The organism is Hymenobacter qilianensis (assembly GCF_014489555.1).
Lineage (GTDB): Bacteria > Bacteroidota > Bacteroidia > Cytophagales > Hymenobacteraceae > Hymenobacter > Hymenobacter qilianensis.
In genome coordinates this window covers 4,516,946-4,534,363 of record NZ_CP060784.1, presented here as the reverse complement: position 1 = coordinate 4,534,363, position 17,418 = coordinate 4,516,946, and the positions used below count along the sequence as shown (strand labels likewise).

Annotated in this window: 15 protein-coding genes and 2 pseudogenes; 10 read left to right on the top strand and 7 right to left on the bottom strand. The window is 55.6% G+C overall.

Annotation, left to right across the window (positions count from 1 at the left end; translation table 11 throughout):
- Positions 1-19 precede the first annotated feature (19 nt).
- On the bottom strand, positions 20-802 hold the full coding sequence (locus H9L05_RS20515) for a hypothetical protein (protein WP_187732471.1): 783 nt from the start codon (positions 800-802) through the stop codon (positions 20-22).
- A gap of 47 nt (positions 803-849) precedes the next feature.
- A complete protein-coding gene (locus H9L05_RS20510) occupies positions 850-1,602 on the bottom strand; it encodes a hypothetical protein (RefSeq protein WP_187732470.1) in 753 nt (250 codons plus the stop codon).
- A gap of 351 nt (positions 1,603-1,953) precedes the next feature.
- Here H9L05_RS20510 and H9L05_RS24305 point away from each other — a divergent pair, with 351 nt between their 5' ends.
- The 5 genes and pseudogenes from H9L05_RS24305 (at position 1,954) to fbaA (ending at position 6,014) form a co-directional block, all read left to right on the top strand.
- A complete protein-coding gene (locus H9L05_RS24305) occupies positions 1,954-2,145 on the top strand; it encodes a hypothetical protein (RefSeq protein ID WP_223284607.1) in 192 nt (63 codons plus the stop codon).
- Between the two features lie 50 nt (positions 2,146-2,195).
- A complete protein-coding gene (locus tag H9L05_RS24300) occupies positions 2,196-3,815 on the top strand; it encodes an alpha-L-rhamnosidase-related protein (RefSeq protein WP_223284606.1) in 1,620 nt (539 codons plus the stop codon).
- Positions 3,776-3,931 carry a hypothetical protein gene (locus H9L05_RS24295; protein WP_223284605.1) on the top strand — a complete coding sequence of 52 codons (156 nt, stop codon included), beginning with the start codon at positions 3,776-3,778 and terminating at the stop codon, positions 3,929-3,931. The genes H9L05_RS24300 and H9L05_RS24295 overlap by 40 nt, the downstream gene beginning before the upstream one ends.
- 188 nt (positions 3,932-4,119) lie before the next feature.
- The gene (locus H9L05_RS24290; RefSeq protein ID WP_223284604.1) at positions 4,120-4,608 is read left to right on the top strand and encodes a carbohydrate-binding protein; all 489 of its coding nucleotides are present in this window, start codon (positions 4,120-4,122) and stop codon (positions 4,606-4,608) included.
- Positions 4,609-4,932: 324 nt separating this feature from the next.
- A pseudogene (fbaA, locus tag H9L05_RS20500) lies at positions 4,933-6,014 on the top strand (class II fructose-bisphosphate aldolase).
- Positions 6,015-6,291: 277 nt separating this feature from the next.
- Here the strand turns inward: fbaA and H9L05_RS20495 are convergent.
- The 3 genes from H9L05_RS20495 to H9L05_RS20485 are packed head-to-tail and all read right to left on the bottom strand — an operon-like array spanning position 6,292 to position 10,036.
- Positions 6,292-8,202: a DUF294 nucleotidyltransferase-like domain-containing protein gene (locus tag H9L05_RS20495; RefSeq protein WP_187732469.1), complete on the bottom strand. Its 1,911-nt coding sequence runs from the start codon at positions 8,200-8,202 to the stop codon at positions 6,292-6,294.
- 1 nt (position 8,203) lies between these two features.
- Positions 8,204-8,914, bottom strand: coding sequence for a 3'-5' exonuclease (locus tag H9L05_RS20490; RefSeq protein ID WP_187732468.1), 711 nt, complete (start codon positions 8,912-8,914; stop codon positions 8,204-8,206).
- Positions 8,915-8,974: 60 nt separating this feature from the next.
- Entirely contained in the window at positions 8,975-10,036 is a 1,062-nt protein-coding gene (locus H9L05_RS20485; protein WP_187732467.1) for a LacI family DNA-binding transcriptional regulator, read from the bottom strand.
- A 148-nt stretch (positions 10,037-10,184) separates the two neighbouring features.
- On the opposite strand from H9L05_RS20485, the pseudogene H9L05_RS25375 reads away from it, so the two are divergent.
- From H9L05_RS25375 to H9L05_RS20465, 5 genes and pseudogenes are all read left to right on the top strand, one after another.
- Positions 10,185-10,673, top strand: a pseudogene (locus H9L05_RS25375) (family 43 glycosylhydrolase); the annotation flags it as partial.
- A 125-nt stretch (positions 10,674-10,798) separates the two neighbouring features.
- Complete coding sequence (locus H9L05_RS25370; protein ID WP_262892583.1) at positions 10,799-11,170, top strand: family 43 glycosylhydrolase; 372 nt, start codon at positions 10,799-10,801, stop codon at positions 11,168-11,170.
- A gap of 307 nt (positions 11,171-11,477) precedes the next feature.
- On the top strand, positions 11,478-11,795 hold the full coding sequence (locus H9L05_RS25365) for a transaldolase family protein (protein ID WP_187732466.1): 318 nt from the start codon (positions 11,478-11,480) through the stop codon (positions 11,793-11,795).
- The gene (locus H9L05_RS20470) at positions 11,756-14,323 is read left to right on the top strand and encodes a bifunctional transaldolase/phosoglucose isomerase (RefSeq protein ID WP_187732465.1); all 2,568 of its coding nucleotides are present in this window, start codon (positions 11,756-11,758) and stop codon (positions 14,321-14,323) included. The genes H9L05_RS25365 and H9L05_RS20470 overlap by 40 nt, the downstream gene beginning before the upstream one ends.
- Positions 14,324-14,514: 191 nt before the next feature.
- The gene (locus tag H9L05_RS20465; RefSeq protein ID WP_187734356.1) at positions 14,515-15,387 is read left to right on the top strand and encodes a glycoside hydrolase family 43 protein; all 873 of its coding nucleotides are present in this window, start codon (positions 14,515-14,517) and stop codon (positions 15,385-15,387) included.
- A gap of 106 nt (positions 15,388-15,493) precedes the next feature.
- Here H9L05_RS20465 and H9L05_RS20460 read toward each other — a convergent pair whose 3' ends face one another.
- Positions 15,494-15,655, bottom strand: a complete 162-nt coding sequence (locus H9L05_RS20460) for a hypothetical protein (protein WP_187732464.1) — start codon at positions 15,653-15,655, stop codon at positions 15,494-15,496.
- Positions 15,646-17,337: an NPCBM/NEW2 domain-containing protein gene (locus tag H9L05_RS20455; protein WP_187732463.1), complete on the bottom strand. Its 1,692-nt coding sequence runs from the start codon at positions 17,335-17,337 to the stop codon at positions 15,646-15,648. The genes H9L05_RS20460 and H9L05_RS20455 overlap by 10 nt, the downstream gene beginning before the upstream one ends.
- Positions 17,338-17,418: the final 81 nt, after the last annotated feature.

The following is a 17,418-nucleotide window of genomic DNA, read 5'->3' as shown; positions in this document are numbered from 1 at the left end:
AGTAAGCTATATCGCCTGATTAAGGCTTTGGATTCTGCGCCTGATGCCAGGTGTTGTAGCGACGTACGATTTGCGGGATGTCGCGCTGCCGGTACTGGCCTGATTTCAGATCGGCGACTAGGTCGGGGAAATCGGCAAAATAAACAGCAGCATCCTTCGGGAATCTCCAGCCATAGACGTCTTCTAGCCGCTTCCTATCCGGGCGATAAATGACGAGGGTGTTGTCGGGGTAGTACATTCCGCGCTTACTCAACGGCCCGAACGCGGGATATTTCGCGTTTTTCCTCGGAGTGACAGGAGGGCTGGATTGACTGTTATTAATCAGGGAGTTGGCATAGGCACTTACGCGGCTGGGGCCAGTAGAATTGCGGTGCCCAGTACTGAGCAAGCCACCACTGCTGAAAGGCGCTCCTCCCTGACCAAGATTGAAACTGTAATAATATAGCTGCGCTTCCCCCGCTACCACCTGCTGCAAGAAACCCCGGCAGGGCGTATCTGAGCCCTTCTGGGCAAAGAGGAGCGAAACGTAGCGTATAGTATCCAGGTCTACATAGTAAGTGAAGGAGGCCAGCTGATAGCCATCCAAAAAAAGGCGTTGGTGGCCCTGTAGCAGAATAAACTCCACCCGATACTGCTGCGTGAGCCTTGGAGCCGGAACAATTGCCCCCCGCAGCGTATCGCCCCCCATCGTGACCACATACCCCGGCATTGGCTTGTTCTTTTGGGCAAACGCGCTAGCACTAAAACTCAGCAGGCTAACAAGCAGAAGCAGATGATACTGCCGGGGTAGAAGACGGCTCATAATAAATAATGAAATATATATCAGACCCTAAGTGAGAAGACAGCCTCCTAGTGTACGGGCTTTTGCGCCTGATGCCAGGCGTTGTAGCGCCGCACAATCTGGGGAATGTCGCGGGCACGGTACTGGCCTGATTTAAGGTCGGCGACCACCTCCGGACAGTCGCTAAAATAAGTGACAGCATCTTTCGGGAATCTCCATCCACTGACATCTTCTAGCTGTAGCTTATCCGTGCGATAGATGACGAGGCTGTTTTTAGGATTGTATACTCCGCGCTTACTCAACGGCCCGGACGTGGAGTGGTTTCCATCTCTATTGGAAATGATACGAGCATTTTCCTGCCAGCTACCACCCCTCAGGGATGCATAGATATTGCCGGGATTGGGGTCTTTAGGATTGCTATAGCTGGAACCGGACCGGCCGTTATTGCTAACAGGTAATCCTTGCCGAACATGATTGAAGCTGTAATGATATAGTTGCGCTTCGCCCGCTACTACCTGCTGCAGAAAACCACGGCAGAGGGTGTTAGTGCCCTTCTGGGCAAAGAGGAGCGAAACGTAGCGTATAGTATCCAGGTCTGCATAGTAAGTGAAGGAGGCGAGCTGATAGCCATCCAGAAAAAGCCGTTGGTGGCCCCGTATCGGAATAAACTCTACCTGGTACTGCTGCGTCAGCCTTGGAGCCGGAACAATTGCCCCCGCAGCGTGTCGCCGCCGGCCGTAACGACGTAGGCCGGCAAGGGCTTTTTCTGCGCAATAGTGTCCACGCTTAGCCCCAGTAGAAAAGCTAGTAGGAGGGAGCAACGAAACCAGTAAAATAGAAGCTGCATAACGGAATAGAAATACAATTGAGAAAAGCCTACTACTAAGTAAGTAAAGTATAGCTATTCTCCTACGGTTTCGGCCGGTCAATTTGCAACATTCCCATCTTGTGTAGAAAGATAACCGTGTCAAGCGAGCCTACTGCGCCAGTAAATGCCTGCGCGGCTGCCAAAACTGCTTTATCTTTCGCCTTCCCACCTGAGGTGCCGTGCCTGATTAGCCAGCCGCTGGCCGAACCAATGCAAGCAGCCGTATTTCCATTTTGTCAGTATGAAGCAACCATCCTTTTCAGCGGGCTTTGTGCTTGCTTGTTCTCTTTTAAGCTCCTGCCAGATGCAGCAATCGACCGAAACGGGTGACAACTCCGGGGCTATATGGAAATCGGAGGCGTACGCCGTGTATCGCGATAGTGTAGTGCAGGGCAAGCACGTAGCACGCGTGCTTTCACCTACCTCCCTCACGTCGAATTATCAAAGTCCGGCCAACGCGTTTCAGAGCCCGAGATCAACTTTAAGTTTAGTATAAACGGCAAGGATAACGAGCTTGCGCCGGGCCAGGATCACCGGTTTGTAGCCGTGCCGCGGGCGGGCGCCAACGCACCCGAATTGCCGGTACTCGTGTTTGGGCAGCGCTACGTAGACCCCGGCCCGGTGCCGGCCGATACCTATTTGCCCCCCAACACGCCCATGAAGATCCGGCTGGATATGCGGCCGGTGCTAGAAGCGTTCAAGAAGCAAGGCTACTACACCACGTTCAAGGGCGAAAAGATTTATAAGGAAGACTTTAAAAAGGTATTTGTGGCCGGCAACACAGCGCCGCTCAGCTGGGATTTTGACAACCTCATAAACAAGCCCGAACTGGAGCTGAAAGACCCCGATGGCAACGGCATTTACGAGGCTACGCTGACGCTAAATGCCCCCCAGGCGGCCAAAACCACCGCTGGCAAGTGGGAGAAGTCGATTAAGACCGATGACTTTCCGCAGTACACCTCCCAGTACCCCATTGCCGATGCGCTGTATAATCTGACGCTGGAGGAAGCCCGGCGGGCCGTGGAGCCGGACAGCACCTTCCGCACGGGCAAGGAGTGGGCCGGCGTCTGGACCCGCGACATCAGCTACAGTATCATCCTGGCTATGGGTATCTTGCAGCCGGAAGTGGCGATGAAAAGCCTGATGCGCAAGGTGTCCGGGGATGGCCGCATTATTCAGGATACCGGCACGGGCGGCGCGTATCCGTGCTCCACCGACCGCATGATCTGGGCCACGGCGGCCTGGGAAATCTACAAAGTGACCGGCGACGAGCAGTGGCTGCGCACAGTATATCCCATCATCAAAAAGTCGATTGAGGACGACGTGCAGAACGCTTACAACGCCCGAACGGGCATGGTGCGCGGCGAGTCGTCGTTTCTGGATTGGCGGGAGCAAACCTACCCGAAGTGGATGCAGCCCGTGGACATATATGAGTCGGAAACGCTGGGAACCAACGCCGTGCATTATCAGGGCAACGTGGTGCTCAGCCAGATGGCCCGCATACTTGGCGAGCCGGCCGTGGCCAGCAAACATCAGCAGCTAGCGGAGCAGATCAAGCAGGGCATGAACAAACACCTCTGGATGGCTGAGAAGGGCTATTACGGCCAGTTTCTGTACGGCCGCACCTACAAAATACTGTCGCCACGAGCGGAGGCGCTGGGCGAGGCGCTAAGTGTGCTTTTTGGCGTGGCCGATGGTGATCGGGCGGAGCGAGTGGTGCAAAAAACGCCCACCACAGCTTACGGTATCAGCTGCATCTATCCACAGATTCCGGGCATTCCGCCGTATCACAATAACGGCGTGTGGCCCTTTGTGCAAAGCTATTGGGCGTTGGCGGCGGCCAAAGTTGGCAACGAAGCCTCGCTGACGGAAAGCATGGCCGCCATCTACCGGCCTGCCGCCCTGTTCCTAACCAACAAGGAAAACTTCGTGGCTGAGAACGGCGACTTTGCCGGCACCCAGATAAACTCCAGCAACATGCTTTGGAGCCTTTCCGGCAACCTGAGCCTGGTGTACAAGGTGCTGTTCGGAATGGATTTTCAGGCTGATAAGCTCGTGTTTCGGCCCTTCGTACCAAAGGCATTTGCGGGGCCGCGCAAGCTGGCCGGCTTCAAGTATCGGGGGCGGTGCTGGATATGGAGATGGAAGGCTACGGCAATGAGATAACGACCATCACCCTGGATGACAAGCCATTAGCGAATGCCACCATTCCGGCCACGCTTACCGGTCGCCATAAGGTGCGCATTCTCTTGGTCGGAAAAGCCCCCAGACGGCCTCAGTAAACCAGGTAGCCAACCGATTCTCGCCCGCAGCGCCCGAAGTTGCTTTTGCAAACAATCGCATCAACTGGAATAAGCAGGAAGGCGTAAGGAGCTACCGCATCCTGAGAAATGGCCAGACCATCGCCACTACCACGGCCCAGGAGACGCCGGCCGATGCCACGGGGTACGCTGAGTATCAGGTAGTAGCGGTGGATGCCGCGGGTCTCGAATCGTTTGCCAGCGAGCCGCTGGTGGTGAATGGGGAGAAGTTCAGCCAACTGTACCAACTGGAGTCCGTTACTCCGAAGGCGGCTTTGCCGTACAAAGGCTTTACGGGTCAGGGCTTTGTTGAAATCAGCAAAACAAAAAACAAGGCGCTGAGTATTCCCGTGACGGTGCCGGAAACGGGTCTGTACGCCATTGATTTCCGCTACTCTAACGGCAACGGACCGATCAACACGGAGAATAAGTGTGCCCTGCGTACCCTGCGAAACGGTCAGCAACAGCTGGGAACCATGGTAATGCCCCAGCGCGGAGTAGCTGAATGGTCGAACTGGGGCTTCACGAACTCAGTGCAAGTGCAATTGGAAAAAGGCCCCCAGACGTTGACTTTGGCCTTTGAGCCCGCTAATGAGAATATGAACGGCGAGGTGAACCAGGCCATGCTGGACTACTTGCGCCTGACACGAATTCAATAATAACCAATGCCGCAAAACCGTCAAAAATAAACAACCAGAACGTCATGCAGAGCAACGCGAAGCATCTCGCCCGCTTCGTTGCAATAGTAATCTAATGTCAGCGAGCGAGATGCTTCGCGTTGCTCTGCATGACGTTCTTTTCGATTATATTACTATTCCAGCATCAGCACGCGAGATGCTTCGCCCTGCTCTGCATGACAACGATTTAAATAAGGAGACTGAAAATCGTCTTCTGACAAGGCGTTTGGTTCGTCGGTAAAATGTTGGAAATTGCCGCACGTACTTCCCACCCTATACTTTTTTGCTTTAACACCATTTCTTATGATGACTGAACAACTCACCACACTGCGGGCCGGCGTGCTTCACGGCGACGAAATACAAGCACTTTTCCGTCATGCCAAGGCTAATGCCTACGCGATGCCGGCCGTAAACGTGACGGGTACCAACACGGTGAATGCCGTTTTGGAAGCCGCCAAAGCGGTGAATTCGCCGGTTATGATTCAGTTCTCGAATGGTGGCGCCCAGTTTTTTGCGGGTAAGTCAATCCCCAATGGCGACCAGCGCGCCAGCATCGCGGGGCCATTTCGGGTGCCCAGCACGTGCACCTGATGGCGGAGCTGTATGATGTGCCCGTTGTTCTGCACACCGACCACGCCGCCAAGAAACTGCTGCCTTGGATTGATGGTTTGCTGGAAGCCGGTGAAAAGCATTTCGCCCAGTACGGCCAGCCGCTGTACAGCTCCCACATGCTGGACTTGTCGGAAGAGCCGATTGAGGAGAACATTGAAATCTGCAAGCGCTACCTGGAGCGCATGGCTAAGATCGGAATGACTCTGGAAATTGAGCTGGGCGTAACCGGCGGCGAGGAAGACGGCGTCGACAATACCGACGTGGATAGCTCCAAGCTTTACACCCAACCCGAGGAGGTAGCTTACGCCTATGAGCAGTTGAGCGCTATCAGCCCGCGCTTTACCGTCGCGGCGGCCTTTGGCAACGTGCACGGCGTGTACAAGCCCGGCAACGTGAAGCTGCAACCCAAGATTCTGCACAACTCGCAGGAGTTTCTGCGCAGCAAGCACAACATCACCGAGGCTCTGCCCATCGACTTCGTGTTCCACGGCGGCTCAGGCTCTAGCCAGGAAGAAATTCGTGAGGCCATCAGCTACGGTGCCATCAAGATGAACATCGACACCGATTTGCAGTGGGCGCTGTGGGAAGGCATCAAAGATTACTACAAGAAGAGCGAAGGCTATCTGCAAGGCCAGATCGGCAACCCCGACGGCGCCGATTCGCCCAACAAAAAGTACTACGACCCGCGCGTGTGGCTGCGCAAAGGTGAAGAGACTTTCGTGGCGCGCCTGAAGCAGGCGTTTGAGGATTTGAACGCGGTTAATCGCCGGCCGTAGTTCGCCTCGCCCCCCGGCTCCCTCTCCTAGGGAGAGGGGGAGCCTAGCGCTGGGCCTCCGCGGCTACGTCGGCTGCCGCCTCCGCAACCGCAACCGCTACCGTGTTCCTTTCTTGGTTTTATAAAGCAACAAAGCCCCCAGAGGTATATCTGGGGGCTTTTTTTATGCTAACCTTAGCGGATGAAACAGGTAGCCGTACCTGGAGCGAGAGCGGAAGGTGCGGCATAGGCCGAGCGTGAGGCTCCCCCTCTTTTTGGGAGAGGGGCCGGGGGTGAGGCTACAACGTCTTCGTAAAGCTTACCCGAATTTTGACCTGAAAATCGGATATTACTTTGAAGGTTTCCTTGAGTGTAACCTGCTCCACTTGCGTGAGCGTGCGCGGGTCGAGGTAGTTGGTAGGAGGGGTGCGGTCGTTGATAATCTGTTGAGCCTGTTTCTTGAGCCGGATGCCCATCAGGTAGTAGTAGGCGTGCAGAAGCTCCTGGTATTCTTTGTCGGTAAACACGTTTTGCTCATTAAGCAAAGCCATGCGCTCGCCGGTATTGGTGGTGAAAATCTGCTGACGCAGGGCGTACACGCGCACCAGATCCACGATGGGCGTCATGGTTTTCTTCAGGTCAAATACTTGCTGCGATCCTTGAGCGAAGGTGCGGATGTTGCGGAAAAACGTGAGGGGCGGCTCGTATTGCAGGGCATTGTTGGCCATGTAGTACAGGAAGCGGTCGAGGCGGCCTTGCAGCTCGGCGCGCAAGTGGTCTTGCAGCTCCGTTACCAGGCTTTCCTCGCCGTAGAGGAAGCGGCAGTCGAAGAAGCTGGAGAATTTCATCACCGTTTCCTGATTCGCTTCCGTCATCCAGGCCGTGTAATTGCGCTTCCAGTGCGAGAGCGAATGCGTCCATTTGGGGTTCATAGCCATCAGGCCGCCCTCGCAAAAGGAGAAGCCAATGTTATTGAGCCGCTCCGACACGATGCGGGCAAACTCCAGAAAATACGCACGCACTGCTTCGCGCTGTTCGTTGGCTTTGTCTTCGTAAATGATGGCGTTATCCTGGTCGGTAAGCAAGGTTTGCTCTTTGCGGCCCTCGCTGCCCAGCACGATAAACGCGAATTTGGCGGGCGGCGGACCCTGCTCCTGAATCACGCCTTCGATAACTTTCAGGGCAATGGTGTCGGAAACGCTGGAGATAATCTGATTCACGATTTCGGGCTTCACGCCGCGGTCCAGCAATTGGTACACCATGTTGGGCACCTGCTGCCAGCGCCGCTTCAGCTCCCGCACCGAGAGCGTCTGCTTCACGGCCTGAATGAACACAAACGGCGACTGCGCCTGGTCGCTGAGCAGCTTGTTGCGGCTGATAAAGCCAATGTACTCGTCGGCCTTTTTTACCAGCAGATACCGGGTTTTGGTCCTGAACATCCGCAGTACAGCTTCATACACAAAGGCGTGACTATCAATGTCTACCACGGGCGCGTCCATAATTGCAGCCACCGGCTGATTCGCGTCGAGCAGGCCGGCTACCACCTTGTCGCGCAGGGTTATATCCGTCACGTAGCCTATGATGGACGCGTCGGGCTCGTCGTTGGTGATGAAGTAGCAGCTGGTGCGCGCGGCGGCCATGCGGCGGGCCACTTCATGAATGGGCGTGCTGCCAGCGCAGGCCACAATATCGCGCAGCTCCACGGTTTCTAGGCGGCGCGAGTAGAGCTGATCGGAGAGGATATAATTTTGCCCCCCAGGCTTCTGATCGGGCCGCAAAAAGTGCGCATACTCAGGGTTGAGCATCTGCTGCCCATACCGGTGCGTGAAGTACTGGAAAAAATCCTCGTACGCCTGGCACAACGCCCGAAAGTCGCGGCGGTGCAGGAAGTACACGCGCGTGCCTTTGCGGGCCATCACGGTGCGCAACGACCGTTTTTTATTCAGGAGCACCGATACGCCCCCGTAGCAGGAGCCTGGGGGGCAAATTTCGATCAGGCGCTTGTTCTGCTGGCTGTCGTAGAAAAACGTTTCGTACTCGCCCTCCGCCACCAAATCAATCCCGCGCAGCTTCGACACATCCTGCAGATAAATAACCGCTTCCTTGGGGTGCGTCACTTCCTGCAGCAAGGCAGCTACTTCCTCCAGCACGTCTTCGGGCAGGCGGTTGAAAGGCGTTACCGTTTTGAGAAATTCCAGGCGGTCGTTCATGTCAGAAAATAAGGAGCAGAGCCACTAGGGCAGCGAGGGCCAGAACTATTATGAAATGGGTGGAGGGGCGCCACCGCCGCGAAACGGTTTTCCCGGGTTCGCCAAGAGGTCGTTGGGCCATCATTATTTGTTCGTTGATGTCGCCGCGCTCCCAAAGTGCAAAAAAGCAGCGCGCCGTGGCATACGCGTCGGTCAGCGCGTCGTGCTCGCGCGCCATTGGCTCATTAAAAAGCCGTTGGTGCAGCTCATTTAACCGCAGCCCGCGTTTTGGCTGAGTCGAATACTGTAGAAAGCGGGCCGAAGTAATCATGGTGCAAAACGTGGGTAGCTCACTGACCGGATTATCAAGCCCGGCGCGATAAAAGCCCACGCCCATCATATGATAATCGAGCTGCATAAAATGCGCGACTACAAACGGCTGATACTGGAGTAAATCGTCGTACAAACGGCGCATTACCTCGTGCCGCGGCTTCCCGTGTTCCCGCAAAAATTCCGGCGTGATGCCGTGAATGGTAGCAGAGGCCGGGCTCATGTCGTAGTCGCTAGACAAGATGTAATGATTCTCCGCCTTTACTTCCTGACCGTCGCGCGTGTACACCACCCACGCCAACTGGGCTATATGGGGCCAGTTGTCGCGACTCGAATACGGCTTGTTCCAGTCCTGCGGGATGCCGGAAGTCTCTGTATCAACGAAAAGCAGATATTCTCTCACGCGGCCCTGCTTTAGGTGTGATTGTTCAACGATGGCTACCGCTGGGGGCAAATTTACGTCCTAGCGCTTGCCCGAATGCAGCGACGACTCCCGAATAAATAATTGCGGCTGCAACACCACCTGGCGCTGATAAAAGGGCGTGCCTTTGGCCTCTACCAGTTCCATAAATAAGCGCACCGTTGCCTGCCCCATTTCCTCGCAGCGCTGATCTACGGAAGTCAGCATGGGCTCGGTGATGGCAGTGAAGCCTTCGTTGCTGAAGCCTGCCAGCGCAATATCCTGTGGCACGCGAATACCCCGGCTTTTGAGTAGTTGGAGCGCGCCCAGAATAGAGGAGTCGCCGGCGGCAAAAACGCCATCGGGCGGATTCGGCAGCGAGAGTAGCTGCTTCATGCCTTCCTGGCCCTGTTCAAGAGTCATGTCGGAATAAACGATCAGCTCTTCATCGGGGGGCAAATTGAAGCTGCGTAGGGCGTCGAGGTAGCCCTGGCGGCGGTTTTTGTAGATGTTCAGGTGCTGCGGACCCGCAAAATGCGCCACCCGGCGGCAGCCCTGCTCCAGCAGGTGCTTGGTGGTTTGAAAGGCACCTTCCCGGTCATTCAGCACCACCGCATTCACGTTGTCGCCTTCCAGAATGCGGTCGAAAAAGACCAATGGAATACCCCGTTTGCGCACCTTTTCAAAGTGTTTGAAATCGCGTGTATTGCGGGCTAACGATACCAGAATGCCCGCTACCTGCGCATTAAGCAAGGTTTCGATATTCTTGCGCTCGTTGGCTACATCCTCATTCGACTGGCAAATAATGACGCTAAATCCTGCCTTGCGGGCCGCCGTTTCGATGCCATGTACCACCGAAGGAAAAAAGCGGCCTTCTATATAGGGCACAATTACGCCTATAAGCTTGCTTTTGCCCTTGCGCAGTGCCGCCGCCATATGATTGGGCTGGTAGTTAAGCTTTTTGGCCAGCTTCAATACTTTCTGCTTGGTAGCAGGCCCAATACTGTAGTGGTCGCTGAGCGCGCGGGAAACCGTGGTCATGGAAACGCCTAGCTCCTTCGCTAAATCGGCCATGGAAACTGGGCTGTCGGGCACTTCCTCTTTCTTAGGTTTGCGTGGGTTCATAATTTGTATTCGTGGTACTCGGTGGGTGGGTACCAGCCCATGGCTCGTTCATTCGCTCCCGCTGTCAACGAAGAGTAACAATGAATCCGCGCAATTTTACTTATTTAAGCATAGATTACACAATCGTTAATGTAAACCAAATGCTTTGATGAAAAAACTTCTATATCTGAGCTTGCTGCTAGTCGCTCATTGGGCACAGGCGCAGGCCAGCAAAGACCTGATTCCGGCCCACGATCCGGTGATGATTCGGCAGGACGGCACATATTATATGTTCTGCACAGGGCCAGGCATTGCCATATGGTCGTCGAAAGATAGACAACAATGGCAGCGCGAGAAGCCCGTATTCAGTGAGGCGCCCAGCTGGGCGGTAAAAGCTGTGCCGGGTTTCAAAAATAACCACATCTGGGCGCCCGATATTTCCTTCCAGAATGGGCAATATTACCTTTATTATTCCATCTCGGCCTTCGGAAAAAATACCTCCTGCATTGGCTTAGCCACGAATAAAACCCTGAACCCGGCATCACCCGATTACAAATGGGTAGACAAAGGCAAGGTCATTCAATCGGTGCCGGGCCGGGATATGTGGAACGCCATCGACCCCAATCTGGCCCGTGATGCAGACGGGGCGCCGTGGCTCAGTTTCGGCTCCTTCTGGAATGGAATCAAGCTGGTGAAGCTCCGCGACGACCTGACGGCCCCGCCCAACCCGAGCAGTGGCGCACCATCGCCAGCCGGCCCCGCAACGCCCAGTTCACGGACTCCATGCCCGGCGACGCGGCCATTGAAGCCCCCTTTATTTTTAAGAAAGGCGCTTATTATTATCTGTTTACGTCGTTTGACTACTGCTGCCGTGGCCCGCAAAGCACCTACAAAATGGTTGTGGGCCGCGCCAAGGAAATTACGGGCCCTTACACCGATAAGGCCGGAGTGGGCTTGGAGCAAGGCGGCGGCACGCTGGTGATGGAAGGCAACAAAGACTGGTATGGCGTAGGGCACAACTCGGTGTATACCTTTGATAACCAGGATTACCTGGTGTTTCACGGTTATGATGCGGCCGATAAGGGACGGGCCAAGCTGCGGATGGAGAAGCTGGTTTGGGATAAAGAGGGCTGGCCAACACCGGGGCAGAAGTAATTAGCGCGGCAAGAAGTTTGTTTTTGCATACTTTGCACAAACGATTGTGAAATAACGTCTCAAAATTGGAAGCAGTGGTTGCGTAATCCGATTCTTAAATTGAATTTGTGAAGCCAGACGGCTGTGTAAAATAAGTTTGCTTCATGCCTGACCATGAGCTGCACAGGGCAAATCCCACCTCATTTCCCTGAGCCCGTTTTTTATAGTTCTCTTTGCTGAATTAACACGTAGACAGAATGTAGGATGGGGGCATTTATCTTCAGCCGCTCAGAAAGACTAACACCGAAGCTTTAAAACCAACTTTCGCATGAATCCATTAGTAGCTATCCGCCAGTTTGACCAAAGCATCTGGCTTGACTTCATTCGGCGCAAAATTCTCATCAACGGTGAGTTGCAGCGTCGCATCACCGACGAAGCCCTGCGCGGCGTCACGTCCAATCCAGCCATTTTTGAGAAGGCCATCGGAGGCAGCGACGACTACGACGCGGCCATTGAAAGCTTGGCTTTGCAGAATAAATCGGCAGATGAAATCTACACCGAGCTGGCCATTGCCGACGTGCAGCACGCCTGCGACCTTTTCCGCCCGTGTACGACAGCCACGATAACGCCGGCGACGGCTACGTGAGCCTGGAAGTATCGCCGGCGCTGGTGAACGATACGGAAGGCACCATTGAGGAAGGCATGCGCTTCTGGAAAGCCGTCGACCGCCCCAACGTGATGATTAAAGTGCCGGCAACTCTGGAAGGACTGCCCGCCATTCGCCGCCTCATTGCCGAAGGAATCAACGTGAACGTGACGTTGATCTTTGGGTTGGAGCGCTACAGGCTGGTTGCTGAGGCCTATATGGCTGGTCTGGAAGACCGCGTGAAGGCCGGCCAGCCTATCGACAACATCGCCTCCGTGGCCAGCTTCTTCCTCAGCCGCATTGATGTGCTGATTGACCCCATGCTGGAAAAGATTGCGGCTGAAGGCGGCGAGAAAGGCTCACTGGCGCAGTCGATGGTGGGCGAAGTAGCCTTGGCCAGCGCTAAGCAGGCGTATCAGATCTATAAAGAAATATTTGCGGGGCCGCGCTGGGAGGCTTTGCAGGCAAAAGACGCCAATACCCAACGCTTGCTGTGGGCCAGCACCGGCAATAAAAACCCGAAGTACGACGACCTCAAGTACATCACTAACCTTATCGGGCCGCGCACGGTGAACACGGTGCCGGTAGAAACGCTGGATATTTTCCGCGAAAAAGGCCAGCCTGCCAACCACCTGGAAGAAGGTCTGGAGAAAGCGCAGGAAGTGCTGCGCCGCCTGCCCGAACTTGGGCTTAACCTGGAGGAATTGACCAACCATTTGGAGGTTGATGGCGCCAAGAAATTCAACGAGCCCTTCGGCAAACTCATGGAGTCGTTGGAGAAGAAACGGCAAAAAGCCTTGGGCATCACGGTGGCTTCGGCTACAATGCAGCTAGGCGAGTCTCAAACGGCCATTGATGCTAAGATTAAGGAGTTCAACGGTAAGAACTTCACCGAAGGCTTCTGGCAAAAAGACGCCGCCCTCTGGACCCAGGATGCGGAGGCTCAACAGAGTGTGCGCAGCTTTATGGGCTGGCTGCGCGTAGCCGAAACGATGGTGCAGGCGGTGCCCGAAATCGAGCAGTTTGTGCACGAGGTAAAAGCCGCCGGTTTCAAGCACGTAGTCGTGATGGGGATGGGCGGCAGCACGATGGCACCTATCGTGTTCAAAGAGTCGTTCCCGATGGGCGAAAACGGCCTGCCTATCTCAGTGCTCGATACGACAGACCCCGGCACCGTAAAGCAGATCGAAGAATCGGTGCCGCTGGCTGACACGTTGTTTATCGTTGCCAGCAAATCGGGTACGACGGCCGAGCCGTTGGCTTTCGGCGACTATTTCTACGACCGTATAAAACAGATAAAGGGCGATAAGGCCGGCGAAAACTTCGTGGCCATTACTGACCCCGGTTCTAAGTTCGTGACCTCGGCCACGGAGCAAGGCTACCGGCGCATCTTTCTCAACTTCCCGGAGGTTGGGGGGCGTTTTTCGGCCCTGACTTACTTTGGCTTGGTGCCCGCGGCCCTGTACGGAATAAGCATTGGTGAGCTGCTGGCCCGCGCCATCGGGATGATGCGTGCCTGCGGTGCTTATGGCAGCACTGGGGGGCAAAATCCGGGCTTGGAGCTTGGAGTGGCCCTCGGCGTACTGGCCGAGCAAGGTCGCGACAAGCTGACGCTGGTAGTGCCCAACTCGTTGAGCGACTTAGGGCTGTGGCTGGAGCAGCTGCTGGCTGAGAGTACCGGCAAAGAAGGCAAAGGCATTCTGCCGGTGGCGGGTGAGCCGCTCGGGGAGCCCAGCCTGTACGGGCACGACCGAGTATTCGTGTACGTGGGCTACGAGAATGAAGCGGACGAAGCCAACCAAAGCAAGCTGCAAGCCTTGCAGCAGGCGGGCCACCCGGTTATCACCATTCTGATGAAGGATGCCTTGGATCTGGGGGCTGAATTCTACCGCTGGGAAGTAGCCACAGCCGTAGCCAGTGCGGTGTTTGGTATCAATCCCTTTGATCAGCCTAACGTGCAGGCCGCCAAAACTGCTACCGACCGCCTGATGAAAGTGGTAGAGCAGGAGGGCCAGATTCCGCAGAAAGAGCAGCCCAAAGTGACCGAAAACGGCGTGGCCTACTACACCGCTGTAGGTGGTAATGATGCCGCCGAAGTGCTGCAAAACTTCTTCGCCCAAGCCAAGCCCGGCGACTTTTTGAACGTGCAGGCTTACCTCACCGAATCGCCGGCGATGAATGAGAGCTTGCAGCAGCTGCGGGCTCAGGTGCAGGAGCAGCTGCACATTGCTACTACCTCGGGGTATGGACCGCGCTTTTTGCACTCCACGGGGCAGTACCACAAAGGTGGACCCAACACGGGCCTGTTTGTGCAGTTTACCGTTGATCACCCGCAGGATTTGCCGTTGCCGGGCCGCTCGTACACGTTTGGTACGTTCAAGAATGCCCAGGCCCAGGGCGACCTAGAGGCCTTGCAGCAAAATGATCGGCGCACGTTGCGGGTGCATCTGGGTTCCGATGCCGGACAAGGAATAAAAACTATGTTGGCAGCACTGGCTACTGCGCCGCTAAGCGTGCAGGAAGCGTAAGCTGATTACAAATGGCCTGCTCACTTGCAGGGCAGGCCATTTGTTTTTACGTGTTCATTCCCATCTCTTAATTCCATCTATATGAGAGTAAACCTAACCGTTGCGGCAGCTTGCCTTGGAATAGCTGCTTTTTTTTCTGCTTCTGCACAATCGATTGTGAAGCCGGAGCTTAACCCGCCGGGGGCAATCCTATCATTAAAAACAAGTATACTGCCGACCCGGCTGCGCTGGTTTACAAAGACAAAGTGTACATCTACGCCGGCCACGATGAAGCGCCGCCCAAGCAGGAGCGCTACGTGATGAACGAGTGGCTCTGCTTTTCGTCGTCGGATATGGTGAACTGGACGGAGCATCCGGTGCCACTGGCGGCCAAGGATTTTGCCTGGGCCAAGGGCGACGCGTGGGCTTCGCAGGTGGTGGAGCGCAACGGCAAGTTTTATTGGTACGTGGCCGTGGAGCACGGTACTATCCCAGGCAAAGCCATTGGGGTAGCGGTGGCCGATAATCCGTTGGGGCCATTCAAGGACGCGCGCGGCTCAGCTCTGATTACCAACAATATAACCACCAAGGCTACGATTAGCTGGGACGATATTGACCCCACCATCTGGATTGATGGAAAAGGCCAGGCGTATCTGTTTTGGGGGAATACAGCTTGCTACTACGCCAAGCTCAAGCCCAACATGACTGAGCTGGACGGCCCAATCCAAACCGTGGACCTGCCCAAGTTCACCGAAGCCCCCTGGATTCATAAGCGCGGCGACTGGTATTACTTGTCGTATGCGTCAGGCTTTCCGGAGAAAATCGTGTACGCCATGAGCAAGAATATCGAAGGGCCGTGGGAGTACAAAGGTATTCTGAATGAAATAGCAGGCAATTCCAACACCAACCACCAGGCTATCATTGACTTCAAAGGCCAATCGTATTTCATCTATCACAACGGCGCCTTGCAAACCGACGGCGGCAGCTTCCGCCGCTCCGTCTGCATCGATAACCTTTACTATAACAAAGACGGCACCATGAAGCGCGTGGTGATGACAACCGAAGGAGTGAAGCCGGCTAAATAACCGCACTGTTTTGGCAACAGCAAGGGCCGACTGCATGCAGTCGGCCCTTGCTGTTAATTGGTATTTGGTACGGAGCTAATTTATATGATGAAGAAAGTTGCGGAAGCTACTTCGATTTTGGCTTGGCTGAGATTCGATACAGCCCCGCGCCGTGTCGTCGGATGTGGGGGGCAAATGTGCCGGTAAACGTGCCCACTTCCTTGCCCGTCCACAGGTTACGAATAGTGCAGGCGGAGTTGAAACCCAATTGCTGTAAGGCTACCTCCATCTGCGCAGAATCGGGCGGAACGGGCTTAAACGGGTTTTTGGTGAACACCAGAAACTGCACCGTGCCGCCGGTATTCTGCGAGGCGCCCGCGTTGTCGAGGCCGACGGTAGCGGTGAAGCGGGTGAAGCCGGGGGCAAATCGTACTCAATCATGGAGTTGGAGTGGGTGCCGATGCCGTTCGGGTACTTTTTGCCCCCCACCAGCAGCTCAGCGCCCGATACGCTTTTGTTGGCCGTTACCTTACCCCAACCAGCCGAAGCTTGCTTCCAGGGAATGGTACTCAGGGCCACGCTTTTTTGCCCATCGGATAGGGTAGGAGCCAGCCAATCGGCGTGGTCCCAGGCAATGTCGTCGCCGCCGTTGCGCACGTTTAGGTAGAGCTTTTTTGCCCCCCGAATGTCGATGTCAACCGGCTTACTATGCCCGGGCGTCTGGCGCGTAATCAGCCCACTCGACCACGCCGCTTCTTCCTCCGCAGCAAGCTCCTGGTCCTGCGCATTAAACAGGGCCAGGTATTTGTCGCCGGTTTTAGGGTCGTCGGCAACCCAGGCAATGAGGTCGTTTCGGCGGAATAGCTGACGGTTGTTGGTGCTTGTGCTATGCATGGCCAACACTTCCTTATTGGTCAGCAGAGAAAGAGTAAAGGCGTCATTGCTAGGCAAGTCGCCCCCAAACATCAGCGGGGAGCGAAACACCGACCACAGCGACATGAGCGTGTACTGCTCGTCTTTGGTGAAGCGCGACATACGGTCGTCGCCCCGCTCGGCCCGAATCCCGATGCGGCCCAGCGGCAGCATATCGGCATCGGGCCAGGCGCCGGGCATGCTGTAGGGCGCCCACCGGTTGCATACTTCAAAGTGCTCCTTCAGCTGCTCCCAACTATCCCAGAAGTCGCCCACGGTGCGCCACATATTGGCGTGCTGCTGCACATGCTTGGCCTGGGCAATGGGCGTTTCGCCCGGCGACGTGCTCAGCACAATTGGCCGGCCGGTCAGGTCAATGGCCTTGCGAATCATCTCCACTTCGGGCGCATGGTAGGGCGAGGAAAGGTCATCGACTTTCACGAAATCCACGCCCCAGTCGGCGTACATCCTGAACAGCGAGTTGTAGTACTCCTGCGCGCCCGGCCGCCCAGCCACTACGGTGTACATATCGCGCAGCCAGCCCGCTTGGTCTTCCGTCGAGTAGATATCCGCCGCTGTTGCCTTGCTCCCCAGAATGGGCAGCTTGCGGTTTACAGCCACCACGGGCACGCCGCGCATAATATGAATACCGAATTTGAGCCCTTTGCTGTGCATATAATCAGCCAACGGCTTGAAGCCCTGCCCATTTGCCGCCGACGGAAACCGATTGACGGCCGGCACGAAGCGCCCGTATTGGTCGATGTTCCATTCAGGGTTTTTCTCGTTGTAGCCGTGGGCCGTGTCGTTGCCCACGTACCACCGAATGTCCACTACCACGTATTGCCAGCCGCTGGTTTTGAGGTACTTCGCCATATAATCGGCGTTGGCTTTCACCTCGGTCTCGGTTACGGTAGGGCCATACGAGTCCCAGCTATTCCAGCCCATCGGCGGAGTAAGCGCCCACTGATGAAAAGCGCGCGTGGGTGGCATTTTCTGGGCCTGCGCAGATAGCGCCAGCGCCAAGGCTGGGGCCAGCAGGAGTCTGGTTTTGTGGTTCATAGACGTGATGTTCAACGAGGGCCTCACCCCGGCCCCACTCCTAGGGGTGAGGCAAAGAGCCCAGGGCCAAAAAAATGGGTG

Coding starts and splice junctions, on each gene's coding strand:
- H9L05_RS20495 (WP_187732469.1), bottom strand. CDS start 8,202: ATGAACGACCGCCTGGAATTTCTCAAAACGGTAACGCCTTTCAACCGC.
- H9L05_RS20515 (WP_187732471.1), bottom strand. CDS start 802: ATGAGCCGTCTTCTACCCCGGCAGTATCATCTGCTTCTGCTTGTTAGC.
- H9L05_RS20460 (WP_187732464.1), bottom strand. CDS start 15,655: ATGGAGGTAGCCTTACAGCAATTGGGTTTCAACTCCGCCTGCACTATT.
- H9L05_RS24305 (WP_223284607.1), top strand. CDS start 1,954: ATGCAGCAATCGACCGAAACGGGTGACAACTCCGGGGCTATATGGAAA.
- H9L05_RS20485 (WP_187732467.1), bottom strand. CDS start 10,036: ATGAACCCACGCAAACCTAAGAAAGAGGAAGTGCCCGACAGCCCAGTT.
- H9L05_RS25370 (WP_262892583.1), top strand. CDS start 10,799: ATGCCCGGCGACGCGGCCATTGAAGCCCCCTTTATTTTTAAGAAAGGC.
- H9L05_RS20455 (WP_187732463.1), bottom strand. CDS start 17,337: ATGAACCACAAAACCAGACTCCTGCTGGCCCCAGCCTTGGCGCTGGCG.
- H9L05_RS25365 (WP_187732466.1), top strand. CDS start 11,478: ATGAATCCATTAGTAGCTATCCGCCAGTTTGACCAAAGCATCTGGCTT.